At 54.3% G+C, this 18,561-nt stretch carries 16 protein-coding genes; 3 read left to right on the top strand and 13 right to left on the bottom strand.

From position 1 onward, the window contains the following. Window positions 1-12 precede the first annotated feature (12 nt). From HP566_RS13400 to dctP, 13 genes are all read right to left on the bottom strand, one after another. Window positions 13-369: a response regulator gene (locus HP566_RS13400; protein ID WP_249977770.1), complete on the bottom strand. Its 357-nt coding sequence runs from the start codon at window positions 367-369 to the stop codon at window positions 13-15. Between the two features lie 28 nt (window positions 370-397). Further along, entirely contained in the window at window positions 398-2,554 is a 2,157-nt protein-coding gene (locus HP566_RS13395; protein WP_249977769.1) for a hybrid sensor histidine kinase/response regulator, read from the bottom strand. After that, window positions 2,554-3,918, bottom strand: coding sequence for a CheR family methyltransferase (locus HP566_RS13390; protein WP_249977768.1), 1,365 nt, complete (start codon window positions 3,916-3,918; stop codon window positions 2,554-2,556). The genes HP566_RS13395 and HP566_RS13390 overlap by 1 nt, the downstream gene beginning before the upstream one ends. Continuing rightward, entirely contained in the window at window positions 3,915-4,982 is a 1,068-nt protein-coding gene (gene cheB / locus HP566_RS13385) for a chemotaxis-specific protein-glutamate methyltransferase CheB (protein WP_249977767.1), read from the bottom strand. The genes HP566_RS13390 and cheB overlap by 4 nt, the downstream gene beginning before the upstream one ends. Before the next feature lie 22 nt (window positions 4,983-5,004). Next, window positions 5,005-7,014: a methyl-accepting chemotaxis protein gene (locus HP566_RS13380; protein ID WP_249977766.1), complete on the bottom strand. Its 2,010-nt coding sequence runs from the start codon at window positions 7,012-7,014 to the stop codon at window positions 5,005-5,007. Window positions 7,015-7,239: 225 nt separating this feature from the next. Then, complete coding sequence (locus HP566_RS13375) at window positions 7,240-8,406, bottom strand: glutathionylspermidine synthase family protein (RefSeq protein WP_249977765.1); 1,167 nt, start codon at window positions 8,404-8,406, stop codon at window positions 7,240-7,242. A gap of 12 nt (window positions 8,407-8,418) precedes the next feature. Continuing rightward, window positions 8,419-9,024 carry a DUF1190 domain-containing protein gene (locus HP566_RS13370; protein WP_249977764.1) on the bottom strand — a complete coding sequence of 202 codons (606 nt, stop codon included), beginning with the start codon at window positions 9,022-9,024 and terminating at the stop codon, window positions 8,419-8,421. Window positions 9,025-9,041: 17 nt separating this feature from the next. Then, window positions 9,042-9,455 carry a DUF350 domain-containing protein gene (locus HP566_RS13365; protein ID WP_249977763.1) on the bottom strand — a complete coding sequence of 138 codons (414 nt, stop codon included), beginning with the start codon at window positions 9,453-9,455 and terminating at the stop codon, window positions 9,042-9,044. 159 nt (window positions 9,456-9,614) lie between these two features. Beyond that, a complete protein-coding gene (locus tag HP566_RS13360; RefSeq protein ID WP_249977762.1) occupies window positions 9,615-11,138 on the bottom strand; it encodes a malonate--CoA ligase in 1,524 nt (507 codons plus the stop codon). Beyond that, a complete protein-coding gene (locus HP566_RS13355; protein ID WP_249977761.1) occupies window positions 11,135-12,490 on the bottom strand; it encodes a malonyl-CoA decarboxylase in 1,356 nt (451 codons plus the stop codon). Before HP566_RS13355 ends, HP566_RS13360 begins: the two co-directional genes overlap by 4 nt. A gap of 13 nt (window positions 12,491-12,503) precedes the next feature. Beyond that, window positions 12,504-13,838: a TRAP transporter large permease gene (locus tag HP566_RS13350; RefSeq protein WP_249977760.1), complete on the bottom strand. Its 1,335-nt coding sequence runs from the start codon at window positions 13,836-13,838 to the stop codon at window positions 12,504-12,506. A 2-nt stretch (window positions 13,839-13,840) separates the two neighbouring features. Beyond that, window positions 13,841-14,359, bottom strand: coding sequence for a TRAP transporter small permease subunit (locus HP566_RS13345; protein ID WP_249977759.1), 519 nt, complete (start codon window positions 14,357-14,359; stop codon window positions 13,841-13,843). Window positions 14,360-14,442: 83 nt separating this feature from the next. Next, complete coding sequence (gene dctP / locus HP566_RS13340) at window positions 14,443-15,438, bottom strand: TRAP transporter substrate-binding protein DctP (protein WP_249977758.1); 996 nt, start codon at window positions 15,436-15,438, stop codon at window positions 14,443-14,445. A gap of 156 nt (window positions 15,439-15,594) precedes the next feature. Between dctP and HP566_RS13335 the strand changes: the two genes are divergently transcribed. From HP566_RS13335 to HP566_RS13325, 3 genes are all read left to right on the top strand, one after another. Continuing rightward, on the top strand, window positions 15,595-16,278 hold the full coding sequence (locus HP566_RS13335; RefSeq protein WP_249977757.1) for a GntR family transcriptional regulator: 684 nt from the start codon (window positions 15,595-15,597) through the stop codon (window positions 16,276-16,278). Window positions 16,279-16,393: 115 nt separating this feature from the next. After that, window positions 16,394-17,398, top strand: coding sequence for a GlxA family transcriptional regulator (locus tag HP566_RS13330; protein WP_249977756.1), 1,005 nt, complete (start codon window positions 16,394-16,396; stop codon window positions 17,396-17,398). Further along, window positions 17,389-18,558, top strand: coding sequence for an MFS transporter (locus tag HP566_RS13325; RefSeq protein ID WP_249977755.1), 1,170 nt, complete (start codon window positions 17,389-17,391; stop codon window positions 18,556-18,558). Before HP566_RS13330 ends, HP566_RS13325 begins: the two co-directional genes overlap by 10 nt. Window positions 18,559-18,561: the final 3 nt, after the last annotated feature.

Genomic DNA, 18,561 nt, shown 5'->3' with positions numbered 1-18,561 from the left:
GAGAGCATAGTATTAGCCATTAAGTGCTTGTTTAACAGCTTGCCCCAGGGTGTGTTCCAACTCTGCATCCTTTTGCAGGCAGGCACTTAGGCCTGGCATCTGCTTCAGCGCTGAATGCGAAGTATCGCCGGTAAGCAGGATAAAAGGCAGTATGATCCCTTGTTCACGTAGCATTTCCAGTAATTCCACTCCATTGATAAGCGGCATATGCATATCGCTAATGATGAGCGCGATGTCCTCAAGGTTGTCAAGCTGGTTAATAGCCTCCATGGCATCATTTGCCAGGACAGGCGTGTGACCCTGAAATTCAAGCAGCGCCGCTGTCATTTCTCCGGCCAGGGGGTCGTCGTCTACGACCAATATTCGCATGGGGAACCTCATTGTTACAGGCATTCGCTTAGCCTAGTAAAGCCTTCAGCGTATCTACCAAATTATTTTGATCAAAGCTGCCTTTAACGATGTAGGCATCAGCGCCTACTTCGATGCCGCGGCGGCGGTCAACCTCTTTTTCCCGCGAGGTGATAATAATAATTGGCTTATGGCGATAAAGGTCATTCTCGCGCAGACTGGCTGTGAGCGCAAAACCGTCCATAATGGGCATTTCAACATCAGTCAGTACCGCATCGAAAGGTTCTGCTAGTGCCTTATTAAGCCCATCCCGGCCATTTTCCGCCAGTGTTACCTGATATCCCCAGGCTTCCAGCACGTCTTTTACAATCTCTCGGGTATTGAGGGAGTCATCCACTACCAGGATGCGATGGGTGTGGGATGCATTGGAGTGAGCGGTGGCGCTATCCAGCTGGGTTTTCCGGCGAGAGCGTTCAAGCAGCGCTGGAACGTGCAATAAGCTGACCAGCGAATTGCGGCCATGGGATACCATGCCGGATACCAACGGCTGGTGGCGCAGGTGAGAGGGAAGCGGTTTGATGACCATGTCCCGCTCGTCTACCAGGGCATCAACTATCAGCGCCAGCTTTTGGTGGCGCTGGTGGACAACAAGCAGCAATACGTCGTCAGCAGGGTGCTCGGTTTTAGGTAGCTCCAACAAATCCGCCAGCGATAGCACTGGCACAAACTCATTACGCAAGATAAGCGTCGTCTGTCCGGCTGCATCGATAAAGTTGCTGGGCGAGCGCTCAACCAGCTCTGCCACATAGGGTGCCGTGACCCCCAGAGTGATCTGGCCGACCTGAACCAACAGTACGCGCATCATGGCCAGCGAAAGCGGCATGCGCAATGTAAAGGTGGTGCCTTTACCCTCTTCGCTGGAGATATGCAGATCACCGCTTAACTCATCGACAACAGTGCGTTTAACAACATCCATACCCACACCGCGACCAGAAAGGTCGGTAATCATTGTTTTGGTTGAGAACCCCGGCAGGAAAATCAGCTCCAGGGTTTCCTGGTCACTCAGCGTGAGTAGCTGCTCTTCACTCAGCAGGCTTTTGGCGACCGCCTTTTGACGTACCGTGTCTACTGCAATGCCTGCGCCATCATCGCGCATTTCAATGACCACCCAGCCACCGTCTTGCCAGGCTTCCAGGGTCAGTTGCCCTCGCGGCGGTTTTCCTGATGCCTGACGCTCTTCGGGGGTTTCCAATCCGTGGTCCAGGGCGTTACGCAGCAGATGGATAAGTGGATCTGACAGGTGGTCGATCATCTGCCGGTCAAGCTCGATTTCGCTACCGACAACCCGGCAATTAACCTGCTTGCCCAGCGAGAGGCCCAGGTCTCGAACCATTTGTGCAAGCGGATCAAACACGACGCTAAGGGGGAGCATACGCATCTGCAGCGCCCGGTCGTGCAGGTCACTCATTAACGCGTCGTGGGCAAGCACACTGTCCTTCAATTCACGGCTAAAGGCGGTAATGGGGGCTTGCTGCTCCGCCGGTAGCAAGGATCCCAACAAGTGGGCGTGCTCCACTAACGTGTGCAGATGATGATGGCCCGAGAGTACTTCCCCCATCAGGCGTATCACATCGTCGAGACGGTCCAGCCGGACCCGCACTGTATCGCTTAAGCGAAGTTCGTTTAAGGGCGGCTTGTTTTCAACCGAAGGTGGATGTTTAGCTGTGGTCTCGGGGGCAGGGCTGATGGAGGTGCCCGTTTCAAATGACGAATCCCCTGGTGCGGAGGGCATTGTTGAAGAGGGCGGAGGAACTCCCGCCGCAGCAGATTCCAGCGCTTGGCAAAGCTCAAGATCGGTGTCAGGAAGTTCGGCTGGTGGTGTGCCTTGGGCAAGTAGGTTGACAAGACCGGCGAGTGCATCGATCGCTTGGTGAAGCAGGCTTATCACGTTGGGTGTTGCGGTCTGAGTACCATCACGCAAGGCACTTAGCAGTTCTTCCGTGCTGTGGGCGACGGTGGCAATGGGCACCAGTTTCAGCATACGCGAAGAGCCTTTGAGCGTATGGGCCGCACGAAACAGTTCATTGACTCGTTCCGGGTTGGTATCGCCCTGCTCCAAGGCTTCAACACCCCCCCGCAGGTGGGGCAGGTGATCAGCAGCTTCTTCAATAAACCGCTGAATAAAGCGTCGTATATCCAGTGCCATTAGCCCGCTCCCTGTGTGGCTGGTAGCGTTTCGAGGTGGCGTTTAGCTAAAAACAGTGCGTCTCCTGGCGGAATCGGAGAGGAAATCGCCTGTAATGCGCCTTTAGCGTTTGGCAAGGCCTCTAACACTCTGATAACAGCGCTATACCCGCGCTGGCGCTGAACCGGTGCATCAGGCAACTCCCCCAGGCGAAACAGCTCGGCTTGATAGAAGTGTGCTGGCCAGCACTCGGGGGCAACGTAGATGGCGCGCTTAAAGTATTCGTAAGAGAGCTGGGCATCTTGTTGCCAGCGCGCGACTAAGCCTGACAGCAGTAACGCATCGACACTCCATGGCTGCTGGGTGAGTAACTGTTCTAAAAGCAGCTCGGCTTCGTCAAAGGCGTTTTGGTTGAGTAGCGTATGCGCTTTATGCAACGCATCATTAAAGTGCTCCCCAGGAAGCTCCGTCATTAACGGCTGACTGGATGTGTGAGTACCAGGGCGGCTGGTAGTCAAGGTGGTGGTTGGCGCAACGGGGGGAATGTCAGGCAGGGCGTTGGCTTCTTCAGGTGGCCGCTGTCGAGCCTTAGGGCGATGGAAATAAAACACGCCTTGTGTTTCGGCCAACTCCAGTACACCCAGGTCATTGCCCAGGGTTTCTGTTACACCGCACAGCAACACACCATCCTCAGCGAGTAGCTGGCTTAAGCGTTGCTGAATGGCACGCCGGGTGACTTCGTCAAAATAGATGGATACATTACGAAATAAGATGACGTCAAAGGGGCCGCCAATGGTGTGTTCAATCGGCCCTAATAAATTAAAAAGATTAAAATTGACCCACTGCCTAAGTGGCTCCTTTAGCTTGAACCTGCCTCCTTCAGGACTAAAGTAACGACTCTTCAGCAATGGGTGTAGCGCCCGAAAGGACATGCCGCTATAGACCCCCATTTGTGCTTTACCAAGCACTTGCTGGTCTACATCGCCTCCGGTGATGCTAAAGAGTTGTGTTGCTTGTTCACCGTAGCGTTCTAGCAGGGCCATGCCGACACTATAAGGCTCTTCACCTGATGAGCAGCCAGCACTAAAAATATGTAGTGGACGGCCTTTTTCGGCAAGGCGCTGGGGCAAATAGATATTCGTTAACCAGGTAAGTGCTTCAGGCTCACGATAAAAATAGGTTTCATTAACCGTCAGTTGGCTAATGAGATGGTCAAACAAGTCGTTGTCGAGTGATAAGCGTGAGATGAGTGCCTGGGGGGTGGTCAGTCCTGTCATCTCATAGAGAGACTCCAGTGCCTTGACTAAGCGTGTTTCCGCCAAACCCTCTAAATGCAGGCCGCAGCGCTGGCGCACCAGCGTTTTGAAAGGGTTAAGCGTGCTCATAGTAATTCCGGCCAGGAGGAGAAGGCGCGGCCGCGCGTCTCCCTCAGTAGTCTTTCTGTCAGGTCATCAAGAGGGACAATATGTCTGACCACGCCTGCATTGACGGCTTCCTGGTTCATGCCATAGATCACCGAACTTGCTTCGTCCTGGGCGAATGTGGTGCCCCCTGCCAGATGAATCGCACGCATGCCTTGAACGCCATCACGGCCCATACCGGTTAAAATAACGCCTATGGCATCAGCACCATAAACATCTGCAACGCTACTTAGCAGCGCATCGCAACTGGGATGATATAGCGCATTAGCTGGGCTTGGCTGGAGCTGGAAGCGGTGGTAAGTGGTCACGCGAAGATTACTTTCCGAGGGAGACAGGTAGATACAGCCTGGCTTAAGACGCTCCCCATTTTTGGCAACGCTGACCGGTAAGGAACATAGCGATGCCAGCCAGTGCGCCATGCCGTCAATAAAACCATGACTAATATGCTGAGAAATCACAATAGGAACTGCAAAGCTGGCTGGCAATTTGCTCAAAATACGTGCCAGTGCTTGCGGCCCGCCGGTTGAGCAGGCAATAGCGATAATGGGGCGTGCAGCTTTTGTTGACGCGCGATGTATCACGGGGGCAGGTATCACGGGCACGATAAGACGTGTTGCCGCCAGACGGCGGCGCAGCCGCGTAATCACGGCCACCCCGGACAGAAGACGCACCCGCGCCAATAAGTGCTCGGCGTCCTCCTCAACCAGGGTGGGTTTGGGCATTACCTCAAGCGCTCCCACTTCAAGTGCTTGATAAGCCGTTTCAGCGTCGGAACGGTCACTAACCACCAAAATAGGTACACCCTTGGTGTGCATGATCTCCTCGATGGCACTTAGTCCATCCATCACCGGCATATTGAGATCCATAGTAATTAGCTGGGGCGATAAACGGCGGGCAAGCTCGACGGCCTCGCTTCCATTGGTTGCTTCACCCACAATCTCAATATCGCCATCCCGGGTAAGAATGTCGCGCAGCACATCGCGAGCCAATTGGCTGTCGTCCGCCATTAAAACCCGAATTGCACTCATTCAAACATCCTTACGATGGTCGTTATTGATCAGCGTGTTGCTGCACCAGAGTGAACTCCTGTACCAATGCGTTTAGCTCTGCGGACATCTTAACCATTTCCTGGCTGATCTCCGTGATACTGCGCACCGATTGCGCATTGCGACTACTGGCCGTATCAATATCGCGCAGCGCAATAACAACCTGGTTACTGGCTGTTTTTTGTTGCTGTGTCGAAAGCGATATCTGCTGGGCAGCACTACTGGTTTGGCTGGCTGCTTTCAATAAAGCTTCCAGATCCTGTGCTGTGTTCATACTGGCCTCAACCCCCTGCTCAATGGAGGATGCCCCTTTTTCAGATGCCACCACTAAACGGTTAATGGCATTTTGAATCTCATCTGTATGCCCTTCGATCTCCTGGGTTGAGTCGGTAACGCTATCCGCCAAGCGACGAATCTCATTGGCGACGACTGAAAAGCGACGACCCGACTCGCCTGCGCTTGAAGCTTCCAGCGCCGCGTTAAAGGCGATTAACTTCGTCTGGGCGGCGAGTGTGTTGATAAGCTCCATGACTTTGCTGATCTGCTTCGATTTCGTGCCGAGTGTCATAATTTCCGCAAGGCTTTGTTCGCTATCGCTGCGGATGTCCTGCATTTTTGACTGCAGAAGTTGCATAGCCGTACTGCCTTTGCGGCTACGTTCAAGTGTCTGGTTGGCCACTTCAACCACTGACTGGGAGTGGTCAGCTATTTGCGTGGACGAGGTGGAAAGTTCTTCCATCGTGGAGGTGATCTCGGCCACAGAGGAGGCCATCTCCTCCACTGCGGCTGCCATGGTCTGGTTGGCCTCGTGGCTAATGTCCCCACCTTGTACGCCGGATAGCCCTGCCGTATGCGCCAGACGATTGGCAACCTTGGTGAGTGAAAGCGCATTAGTGGAAACCGCCATAATGGCTTGGGAGAGCCGGGTCAGTAATTTATTGGTTTGATCAGCTAAATCACCTAGTTCTGCCCGATCATCGGTTTCAACCCGACGGGATAGATCCAAACTATGGGTAATCTCTTTTAGCTGGCGCTGAAAGCGCTTTAAAGGACGAATTAAACTACCGGTTAAAGGGTACAGAATGGCCAGACCAGCCAACAAAATCAGCAGGCCTAAGCCAATCGAAGCCATGAACCGTTCACGAATGGAAGCCAGGTAATCCGTTTTTGAAACCTCAACCACGAGGTAGCGTTGGATCTCTGGAACCCAGAGGCTCGTCACCAGAAACGCCTGGTTGTTATGGTTTACCTCTTGTACGTGTGGCTTACCGTTGTTTGGTAACAGCTCGTCTGCAACTTCGCGAATCGCGGCAACTTCGTTGTTGCTGCGTACCAGTAGCTCACCCTGCTCGTTAAGAAGTGCTGCACTGCCCGTGGCGCCCAGGCGAAAATCCTCAATCGGTTGGATTATGTGAGAAAGCTCAAGTCCCGCACCGGCCACGACCAGGGGGCGACTGTTGGGTGCTTCGGCATCGCTGCGAAAATTCAGAAAAACAAAGGTATCATCGGGAGAAAAGGTGTCGCTATCTAAGTTTAAGTTATAGGTAGCATTGCTATCAGTAAAGGTGTAGTACCAGTCATCTTCGCTGCCGGGGTCTTGGAGTGTGCGTTGTATCAGTTCACCGTCCCGATACTGAAAGTAATAGCCCCGCCCTTGGTATTGAGCGGTAATAAAAAGCAGTTCGGTATCCAACTGTGCCATTAGCCGGGAAAGGTAAAGCGTAATATCCGGTTGTTGTGCCTCTGGCAGGCCTTCCTGCACCCACTGTTCAATGAAGTAGCTGTTAGCGAGATGCCCAGAAAGGGCCAGGGCAGGGCTTAAGCGAAGATTCAGGCGTGCGGTCAGGCTCTCTACCTGGGCAGGCAACTCATCGTTTAACAGGTGCTCCAAGCGTGCCTGGCTATGGGACCGGGTTTGCAGGGAGAGCGCCAACAGCATGATCAATGCCAAAACTGTTCCAAATGAGAGAAAGAGACGTAGCCTCAAGGGCAGTGATTTCCAACGCGCCGTCATTGTCGCCGTTGCTCCAAGTGAACCGATGGCCCTGATAAAGAGGGGAAGGTTTGATACGGTTAGTATTATAAAAACGAGCTGGTGCTGCACGCTAACAACGATTTCAGCGGTTTTTATGAACACTGTCCAGTTTATGTACTAACGCAGGGGAATGAAGAGATGACTTTTACAACAGCTCCCGCAGCGGTTATGTCTGAAGGCGCGAGCGCCGCTTGAATCCTCAACCTAAATAATGGCGTGGGGGACAAAGCATGATGTGTCTTTGGTAATGCGTCCTGTATCTTCCCTGATCCCCATGCCGCATGCGCGGTCACCCACGACCCAGCTACCGATCAGCGCGTGCTTGCCTTTAAAGTGAGGAAGCGGGTGAAAGGCTTGTTGTATACATGGGCTATCCGTGTAGGGGCCGCCAACGGCTTCGCGCTGACCTGCTGGGGTTACCAGGGTAATATTGCTGCCTTCCCGTGAGAAAAAGGGTTTGCGTACCCAGCCTGGAGATAAAGCACTGCTTTTATCGGTATCAAAAAAGGCGGGCAGCAGGTTGGGGTGGCCCTCAAAGTGCTCCCAAAGCAGCGGTAGAACCCCTTTATTGGATAAGATGGCTTTCCAGGGCGGCTCGAACCAGTGGGTGTCAAGTAACGGCACCTGTTCGCCAAAGGCATCGTCGGCCATCTCTTCCCAGGGGTAGAGCTTGAAAATAGCGGTGATGGGGTGATCATCCAGGTCCATAAAATGCGTATTTCCCGGCTGTAGACCGATATCTTCGGTGAAAATGAATGGTGCGTTCAGCCCTGCCTGTAGTGCCACATCCTGTAAGTAACTAACCGTTGCACGCTCTTCGTCACTGCCCTTAACGCAGGAGAAGTAGAGTGTGCGCCGCTCCAGGCGGTCGCCTAAATGCGCCATGGCATTTATCAGGCGTTCCTGGATCGAATTATACTGGTCGGCATGGCGGGGGAGGATGCCCTGTTCAATCGCCTGTTCAAGCCATACCCACTGAAAAAAGCCCGCTTCATAAAGTGATGTCGGCGTGTCGTAGTTCAGTTCCAGCAATTTAGCCGGACCATCGCCGGAGTAGGCAAAGTCCATCCGCCCATAGAGATGCGGTTGCCCCGTTTTCCACGAGTGATGAATAGCATCCCACATAAATTCGGGGATCGCCAAACGCTGCATCAAGGCATTGGAGTGACACACCTTATCCACCAACTCCATACACATTTCATGGAGTGCTTCGGTGGGAGCCTCAATATCCCGTTCCACCTGCTCAAGGGTGAACTGGTAATAGGCATCCTCTTTCCAGTAAGGGGCGCCCTCAATGGTGTGAAAATGAAACCCCAGCTCGTGGGCCAGGGCTTGCCAGTTAGGGCGTTCAGCAACATCGACCCGCAGCATAGAAACTCCCTGCTATGAACCCCAGGAGGCTGATCGCGTACCCAGGCCTCGCCGTGTTGCTGTCTGGCGGCTCTGTACTACCGAGTTACGCATGGCATCGTTGCGTTGATTGACACGCTGAGTGGCCTGGTTAGCGGCAGTATTCCAATTGCCCTGGTTCTGGCGATTACGATAAACCGGCTCTTGATAGACGCGTTCGAAGGAACGGCCCCGGTTAGTGTTCGACAGCATACTGCCGACCATATAGCCCATCATGGCGGGCATAAACCAGCTGCCGCCACTGCTAGTTGCCTGTGCCTGCTCTTCATTAGGCGCGACACAGGCACCTTCGCCGTGTTCGGCTTCGCAGGCCTCCAGGGTATTAAAGCGGGGAACGGACTCAAGCGATGCGGCATAGGCATCTTCGCAGGCACTGCGGGTATACACATTCGCAGCCACACACTCGTCAACACTTTGAAAACTTCTGGGCTCATCAAAGCGAACATCCGTGATGTGTTCATCTTCTGCAGGCTGGCCGCAAGCGGTTAAACCAAAAGCACTGGCTCCCATCATGGCCAACGATAGGCGGGTACTACGTTTACGCCGGGGTAAATGCGCTGGGTGGTTATGTTTATCCATTACTGCTCTCCTCTCCTTTACCAGGTCATTGAGGCCGCGTTGATCAGGCCAACCGCGATGGAGATACTGCCCACCAGCGTGCCGTAAGCCTGATGACCTTCGGTAATATGCTGAGACAGGCTTTCCCCTTGCTGACGCAGGAACAGCTTAAGGGCAAAAAATGTCGCCAACTGTACTCCAAACGCGATCACGCCCCAGAGAACAAAATCGAGGTAGCTGACTGAATTGGCCATAGCGCTATACAGCGGGATGGTAAAGCCTAATATCGAGCCCCCGTAAGCAAGTGCTGCGGCAGCATTACCTGCACGTATGAGCTCCCACTCATGGTGTGGAGTAATACGGCTGTAGCAATACATAAAGGTGGCAAGCAGCACAAGCGCACCAATCAAGTAGGCAAAAAAGTGGGGAAGCCCCTGCAGGTAGTGCACCATATTGCTCATCTTCCGTGTGGATGTAAGTGAATAGTCACCATTGTGACCTGCCATTGTGACATAGCAGAGCGCGGTATGGCGTTAAACTGCGTTTAAGATTGAGTGATAGGAAGTGAAGGCGCTCCGCCAGGAGAGCGCCATTGGTGATGGGGTTAACCGTTAGGCAGTTTGGTAGGTGCCCGAGAAGCGCTTACGCAGTTCGTTTTTTTGCACTTTGCCCATGGTGTTACGCGGTAGCGAATCAACAAAAAAGACACGTTTGGGTTGCTTGTACTTCGCCAGTCGGCCTTCCAGGTATCCCAAAATGGTGGTTTCGTCCACATGGGTACCTCGCTGAGGTACCACCACGGCGGTTACCCCCTCGCCAAAATCAGGATGGGGCAGCCCAATCACTGCGGATTCCGCCACCTGTTCCAATTCATCAATAACTTGTTCTACTTCTTTCGGGTAAACATTGTAGCCACCTGAAATAACAAGATCCTTATCCCGGCCCACAATATGTACATAGCCTTGCTCGTCCACCGTGGCGAGATCGCCCGTTATGAAAAAGCCATCTTCTAGCAGTTCTTCGCGGGTTTTTTCAGGCATTCGCCAGTAGCCAATAAACACATTCGGCCCGCGAATCTGCAGCATACCGATCTCCCCCTGGGGGACTGCTTTACCGGTTTGCCGGTCGGTGATGCGTATTTCTACACCGGGAAGTGGCGTACCCACCGTGCCCGCTCGGCGTTCGCCTTCGTAGGGGTTGGAGATATTCATATTGGTTTCAGTCATGCCATACCGCTCAAGGATGGCGTGACCGGTTTTGGCCTTAAACGCCTCGTGAGTTTCGGCAGTAAGTGGAGCGGACCCGGAAACGAACAGGCGCATCTGGGCCGTCACCTCGGGCGTCAAGCGTTTGTCCTGTATCAGGCGGGTATAAAAGGTGGGGACACCCATCATAACGCTCCCCCGGGGCAGCTCAGCGAAGATGATATCGGCATCGAATTTAGCCAGAAAGAGCATGCTGGCTCCCGCCATCAAGGTGACATTACACGCCACGAACAGGCCGTGGGTATGGAAAATTGGCAGTGCGTGGATTAGCCGGTCCTCGGCACTGAAGTGCCATGCCTCCACCAGCGTTGCGGCATTGGAGGCTAAGTTACGGTGGGTCAGCATCGCCCCTTTTGAACGCCCGGTAGTGCCCGAGGTATACAGAATGGCGGCCAGGTCTCGTTCCCCCAATGCCACTATGTCATTACGGGGCTCCGCTCTCTGGGACTTTTCCATCAGGCTGCCATCAGCATTGGTACCCAGGGTTTCAACCGCAGGGCAGCCTGTCTGGGCGGCAATCGTGCGTGCTTCGTCAGCAGCGGCTGGTCGGCATACAAAGAGTGCGGGTTCGGCATCACTTAAGAAGTAGCATATTTCATCGCTGGTATAGCCAGTATTCAGTGGCAAGTAGACACCGCCGATACGTAGGCAGGCGAGGTAGAGAAGTATAGCTTCCGGGCTTTTATCCACCTGAACGGCAACCCTGTCACCGCTTTTAACGCCAAGCTGGGTGAGAGCACCGGCTAGTTGCGCGCTGGTATCCAGCGCATCCTGGTAGGTGTAATTCCGCTCTTCACGGGTGGTAATAAAGTTGGCGGTGGCACGTTCGCGCATACGCTTGGCAAAGGTTTTGAATAGATTATGGCTCATTTGGTGGTCTCTCCCTTGGCCAGCTTCCGGGCGCGACGTGCGAGGTCGCGCACTTCGTTAGAGCAGGCAACCGCCGCCTTTGCTGTATAGCTTTCGTGGTTGCGCTCAATGTCATCAAGCACATAAAGATAGTTAACCATCAGGCCAGCAGACTGAGTCAGCCCCTTGGCGGATATATCGCCCAGCCAATTAATACGATGCAATTCAGCACCATTGCCCAAATGGAAGCGGGCGACCGGGTTCTGTGGTAGCCCGTAGTGGTTCTTTTGGTCCACCAGGTAGTAGGCCGCCAGGGGGCGAACTAGCGCTTTTAGCCGTTCGGCCCGCTGTTTATCCTGCTGCCAGTCAGGCAACTTCAGTTCAGCCAACGTTTCGCGGACCACTTCCGGCCATTGCTCAGCATGCTGCTGCTCAGCCAGCCATTGGGCGAAGCCAGGTACGGGGGAAAGGGTAACGAAATGTTTGAGCTGGGGAAGTTCCTGGCTGAGTTCCTGAACCACCTGTTTGATCAGGAAGTTGCCGAAGGAGATTCCCCTCAGGCCGGTTTGGCAGTTACTGATGCCAAAAAAGGCAGCGGTATCTGCATTGTCAGTATCCACCCATCCATCTTCCTCTCCCTTTAGAATGGGTTGAATGCGGCTTGGCAATCCTTTATACAGCGCTACTTCCACGAAAATCAGTGGCTCATCGCCAATGGCGGGATGAAAGAAGGCAAAACAGCGGCGATCCCTGGCATCCAGCCGACGACGTAGATCGTTCCAGTCCTGGATTTCATGAACCGCTTCATAGCGGATAATCTTTTCCAGAATGGAGGCGGGTGTATTCCAGTCAATACGCTTTAGCATCAAAAAGCCACGGTTAAACCATGAACTGAACAGGTGCGCAAAATCATCGTCGATAGGTGCTAAACCTGGCTCGTCCCGCAGTAACGTGAGCAGATCTTCGCGCATTTTTACCAGGTCATAGGTACCGCCGCTGGCCAGGTTTAAGCGCCGAAACAACTCCTGACGCCGCGGTTCACAGGCTTCAAACAGCGCTTGCAGAGTGTGGTTATTACGACTGGTTTGATAGGCTTGGTAGGTATCATCAATATGGTTGGGGTCAGCGGCAAAGTCTTCAGATAAGCGAGTAAAAAAACTGCGCTTTTCGGCGTCAGAAAGGCGTTGGTAGATTGCCAGTGCCCGACTGGCAAGCGCAATGCTGGAGGCTTCTCCATCACTGGCCAGCAGCGTCTGGCAGGCTTTTACCAACTGGCCATGGTCAGGTGTTTGCGTTTCCGGGTGCTTGCGCCTTAACAAGGCATCACGCTGGGTGATGTTGTTAAACAACTCCTGGAGAAAAGTCATGTTCATAAATAAGCCTCCTTTAGCCCATGATCAGGTTGGGTAGCCACAGCGCGATACCTGGGAAAAAGCACAGCAACAGAATGCCCAGCACCATGCAAAGGGCATAAGGCAGGCTGCCCATTAAAATATCCCTTAATGAGATATCCGGTGCGATACCTTTAATAATGAAGAGGTTGAGTCCAACAGGTGGGGTGATAAGGCCAATTTCAAGATTAATGGTTAGGATAACGGCGAACCAGTAGGGGTCAAAATCCGCAGCCAGAATAATGGGCAGCAAGATCGGAGCGGTCATGACGATGACAGCCACAGGCGGTAGAAAGAAACCTGCAACTAACAGAAAGAGATTGATGACACCCATCAGTACCCAGCGATTGACTTCCAGGTTGGCAATCGCGGCGGCTACTGTTTGGGTAATAAACATGGAGGAGAGGGCATACGCGAATACTTCAGCAGTGGCGATCACCAGCATGATCATCACGCTCTCTCGCAACGAGTCGCGCATAATCAGTTTCAGCGGGCCCAGTTTCCACATGCGATAAATCACAACCGCCAGCGCCAGACAAAGGAAGGCCCCCACACCGGCTGCTTCGGAGGGTGTTGCCACGCCGCCATAAAGGGCAAACAGAATGCCAGCGACCACCCCTAAAAAGGGCAATACCCGCACCAGCGCTTTGACGTTGGCGTCCACGTTTTGTTTGATGGTTTGTTTCATCTTCTCAGTGGAAGCGGCCAGGGGATTGTCATACCCACCAGCGAGTTTGCAGGCAATCATGGTCCATATCATAAACAGCCCGGCCAGCATAAACCCCGGAACGACGCCGGCAATAAACAGACGGCCAATAGAGGTTTCCGTAGAGATGCCGTAGATAATCATGGTGACCGATGGAGGAATCAGAATCCCCAGGGTGCCACCAGCAGCAATACAGCCGGCAGCAACGCCATCGGGATAGCCACGTCTGCGCATCTCGGGAATACCCATTTTACCGATAGCGGCACAGGTTGCTGGCGAGGAGCCAGAAAGCGCGGCGAATATGGAGCAGGCCCCGATATTGGATACCGCCAAGCCGCCCGGCAGCCGACCCATCCATAAATCCAGCGAACGGTACAGGTCTCGGCCCGTAGGGGAAGAGGCGACGGCAGCGCCCATAAGAATAAACATGGGGATTGCCACAAAACCGAATTCAGCAATGCGGTCAAAAAACGTTTCGCCAAAATAGATCAGTTCCGGCAGGCCGCGATCATAAAGCAGGGCCAGCAGAGAGATACCCCCCAGGGCAAAGGCGATAGGTGTACCAATGGCCATCAATACGATGAGGCCAATAGCTACGATAATACCGAGTGTGATCGGATCCATGATTAGCCCTCCCGCCGCAAAATTTCAGCAACGTACTGTAGGGATAAAAGCGTTGTTCCAACGGCCACCGGCATGAGAGCAGGCCATAGGGGAGGGTTCCAAACGGAGCCGGTCGTCCAGTTACCGTGTATGGCTTCCAGCACATATACCCAGGAGGCATAGGCCAGTGCGGCACAAAAACACAGCCCAAACAGCGAGGCCACAAGCCGCATGGCTTTTTGAGCGAAGCCTCCCAGCGAGTCCGGTAAAATGGTGATAGCAACGTGCCCGCCGGTCATGAGCACATAGGGGCTGCCCATCAGCATGGCGCCAGTGACAGAAAAAATGGTGAATTCGGTTTGCCAACTGGTACTCATGCCCATGGCATAGCGGATAAATACCATTTGGCAGATGACCAGAACCCCGGCCATAAACATGGCGCAGGCAAGGTAGGCCGATAGTCGGGAGAGCCTATCCATCAATAGGATATAGCCGCCGATTACCCCACCGCGTGCAGCAGGGTGAGTGGTTGGAGTTGTCATGATTCCCTCGTCAAGCTAAGCAAGCAGCGGACAAATGTGGCCACTCAGGAAGCAGAGGGGCCAAAGCGGTCATGGGGGAATACTTACTCGACGGCTAGCGCCGCATCGATGATGGCTTGGCCGTTAGGAACCTTATCGGCGAAGTTTTGGTAAGACGTCTCCCGGGCGATATCAAGCCAGGCGTTATACTCTTCTTCGCTCATGCGCACTACTTCGACGCCATTCTCACGGTAGATCGTCGCCATTTCTTCGTCGATGGCAGCGGCTTCCTCAGCAAAGAACGCTTCGGCGGCCTTGCCAGCTTCCAGAAGGGCGGCTTGTTGCTCTTCATTCAGCCGTTGCCACACCTGCTCCGAAATCAGGATGGGTTCGTACATAAACCACAAGGCAAAATCGCCCGGTTCAGTTAGGCACTCAACCTGTTCATAGAGTCGGAAAGAGATAAACGACATCGAGGAGGTATTTGCTGCATCCAGTACGCCAGTTTGCATGGCAGTATAAATCTCTGAGGAGGGCATGGACGCAATGGATGCCCCTGCGGCTTCGAGCATTTCTTCAAAGGCGGGGCCGGCCGCGCGGATATTTTGGCCTGCCACCGTATCCGGAGAGGTGATGCACTGTTCACTGGAGGCGAAACCGCCTGACAACCACGCGTCTGCCAGTACCCGTGCACCTCCTTCCAGGATGACCTCCTTAATCATCGTCATATAGTCGGAATCATTGAGGCGCTGGGCGTGCTCCTGGTTGCGCACCAGCCCAGGCATCAAGGTGGCGGAAAATTCCGGGTGGCGGCCGCTGGCGTAATCAAGAGGGAGCGAGGTGATATCCAGCCTGCCGCGGGATAACGCGCCCCACTGTTCACGCGCCCTGAATAACGATTGGCCGGGGTAAACTTCAATGGTCAGGCCAACATCGGCCTCCGCAACAGTACGGGCCATTAGCTGAACCATCTCGTCACGTATATCCCCCTGGCCGCCGGGGAACTGGTGCGAGGCACGTAGAACGGTATTGGCACTGGCATGAGAGGCAGCAATAGTAAGGCCCAGCGCAGTAATGGCAGGGAACAAATAGCGTTGCATGGGGCGTCTCCATCATTTGTTGTTGTGTGTTTGGATTTGCTTTTTGTATTCATCATGGCTGATGATATATATTTCAATAGTCTTTATATATGCTAGTGTCAAATTTATGTCATCATCAAAAGCCACCGGATGAGGCATAAATTTAGGAGATAAAGTATGGCTGACACCAAGCGTTCTAACGCGCAGCTGCTCAGGGACTCTCTGGAAGACGATATTATTAACGGTCGCCGTGCCCCGGGTGAACGGTTGGATCCTGAGGCGCTTGGGCGAGAATTCAATGTCTCCCGCACACCGGTACGGGAAGCCTTTCAACAATTGGTCGCCAGTGGGCTTGTTACTGTGTCGCCCAAAAAAGGTACTTTCGTTGCCAAAGTGGGTGTTGATCAACTGATTGAGATGTTCGAAGTAATGGCCGAATTGGAAGGGATGTGTGGCCGTTTGGCTGCACGCCGTATAAGCGAAGCGGAGTTGTCGGCGTTACGGGCAGCCCATGAGCGCTGCGAGGCCGCAGCTTTGGCAGGCGATACCGACGAGTATTACTACGAAAATGAGGTGTTCCACGACTGTATTTATACGGCTAGCCACAATACGTTTCTGGCCAGTGAAGCTCGTCAACTCAAGCAGCGGCTTAAACCCTACCGGCGCTTGCAGCTACAGGTTCGTCAGCGCATGCATAATTCGCTAAACGAGCATCAAGCCATTGTGGATGCGATCGAACAGGGTGCCCCTGCTCTGGCGCAACAGGCGCTTTGGGAGCATGTCATCATCCAGGGCGAGCGTTTTAGCGACTTCGTGGCTAGTGTTCGGAGGATGGATGCACCCTTGGAGAGAACGGGCTGATTCCGATCTGATATACCGCTCATTTAGACATATGTCTGTATCGGTGGGGTAATGGTCCTTGCCGACGCAGGGCGTAGCGCTGACACTCTCTCTATTCCATTAATGGAGAGAGATTGTGACTCGCCATGTTGCCCTGCTTGCCTATCCCGACTGCCAACTGCTGGATGTCAGCGGCCCTTGGCAGGTCTTTGCTAGTGCCAATGCGTTAAGCCCCCAACCCCTCTATCAATTAACGCTGGTCGCCGATGCCGTAGGCCCGGTGGCCACCAACGGCGGTTTAGCGGTACACGCTACTCATCACTACCACCAGCTCAATCGTTTACGGCCACTGGATACGCTGCTGGTGGCGGGCGGCAGTGGCGTGATGCAGCAGCGTGAAATAGCCACAGTGAAAGAAGTATTGTGTGAGGTTGCTCCTCAGGTTAGGCGCCTGGGATCTATCTGCTCTGGGGCGTTCTTATTAGCCGCTGCCGGTTTACTGGATGGGTGTCGTGTGACGACCCACTGGCGCCATGCCCAGACATTGGCTGATGAGTACCCGGCGCTCAGCGTCGAGCCCGACGCGCTATATATCGAAAGCAATGGCCGCTACACCAGCGCAGGCGTAACGGCGGGTATTGATCTGGCGCTGTCATTGGTAGAGGCAGACCACGGTGCTGGGCTGGCAGGGCGAGTAGCTCGTGAACTGGTGGTGTTTTTACAACGCCCAGGCGGTCAGTCGCAGTTTAGCGAGATACTGCGACGCCAGCAGACGGCTGGCCCGCTGCGTCGCTTACTGGATCAACTCCATGCTGATCCCAGCGCAGATCATGGGCTTGAGAGCATGGCTGACCTGATGGCTGTCTCAACTCGCCACCTTACCCGGCAGTTTAAGCGCCACTTAAACACAACACCAGGTGCTTACCTGACCCAGCTACGCCTTGAACAAGCACGCCTGGCGTTACTCAATGCGCGGGAGCCGGTATCTCTTGAGCGTCTGGCACAACGCTGGAGGCTGGGTGGGGCGGAACAATTGCGTCGTCAGTTTCAGCGCTACTACGGGGTGTCACCCTCGGTTTATCGTCAACGTTTTGCCTCCTCTCATGCTGATTCCACCATGGAGCATGTCTCATGCCTGTAACGGTCACCCTGTTATCGCTCTGTCAAGCGCTGTTGGTCACCGGTAACGTCTTGCTGATTGCGGTCTCGCCGCTGATTGGGGCCGCTTTGGCGCCCAGTGGTTCCTGGTCGACCGCGCCGGTCGCCACCCAGTGGCTAGGGCTGATGTGCGCCACTATTCCAGCCTCGTTAATTATGGCCAGGCTGGGCCGTAAGCGCGGCTTTATACTGGGTAATGTCGTGGGGCTGGCGGGCGCTTTGGTTGCTATGCAAGCACTGATGAGCCAACATTTTGGCTTGTTCTTATTGGCGACCTGGTTGATTGGTATCGGCATTGGCTTTGGCCAGCTATATCGCTTTGCCGCAGTGGAGGCGGCTCCCGCGCAACTGCGTGACCGGGCAATTGGTTTGGTGATGGGCGGCGGCGTGCTGGCTGCGTTTGCCGGGCCGTGGTTGGCCAGGGTGAGCCGTGAACTGGGCGAGGTGCCGTTTTTGGGTAGCTTTGCCGGTTTAGCTGCCCTCTACGCAGTGGCATTAGTGGTGCTGATGCTGACGCGATTACCACCGGCATCACGTACTCATGGCGAAGGCGTCGCTTTGCCGTTGGCTAAGATACTCCGCCAGCCAGGGTTTATTGTGGCGGTGAGCGCTGCGATGGTCGGTTACGGCGTCATGAACTTGGCCATGACCGCCACACCGCTCGCCATGGCGGGGGCAGGGCACCACTTTAACCACGTTTCAATGACCATTCAGTGGCATGTGGTAGCGATGTTTTTACCCTCCTTCTTTACTGGCCATTTGGCCGCCCGCTACGGTGCCAGGCAGGTCATCGTGGCGGGCTGCCTGCTACTGGTGGCGAGTGCTTTGGTTGCACAGCTGGGTATCGGTTTAGCGGGATTTAACGTCGCGCTTATTTTGCTGGGACTGGGCTGGAACTTCACCTTTTTACCCGCCACTGGGCTGCTTACCGAGAGCTACCGTCCGGTGGATAAAGCGCGCGCCCAGGCCGCCAACGAGTTTTTAGTGTTTGGTACTGCTGCCACCACCGCGTTGCTTGCCGGGCCTTTGGTCAGCAGCCTGGGGTGGGCAACCCTGAACCTACTGCTCATCCCGGTTGCGCTGGTGCCCTTGGCGGTGCTGGTGTGGCAGCAGCGCGCTAGGGTTGGTACGAAAAGTCGATGAGCA

Origin of the sequence: Vreelandella olivaria (assembly GCF_023507745.1) — a bacterium.
In the GTDB taxonomy this organism is placed as follows: Bacteria; Pseudomonadota; Gammaproteobacteria; order Pseudomonadales; family Halomonadaceae; genus Vreelandella; species Vreelandella olivaria_A.
Note: the sequence above shows the minus strand (reverse complement) of the source record. Positions and strands in the feature narration are given on the sequence as shown.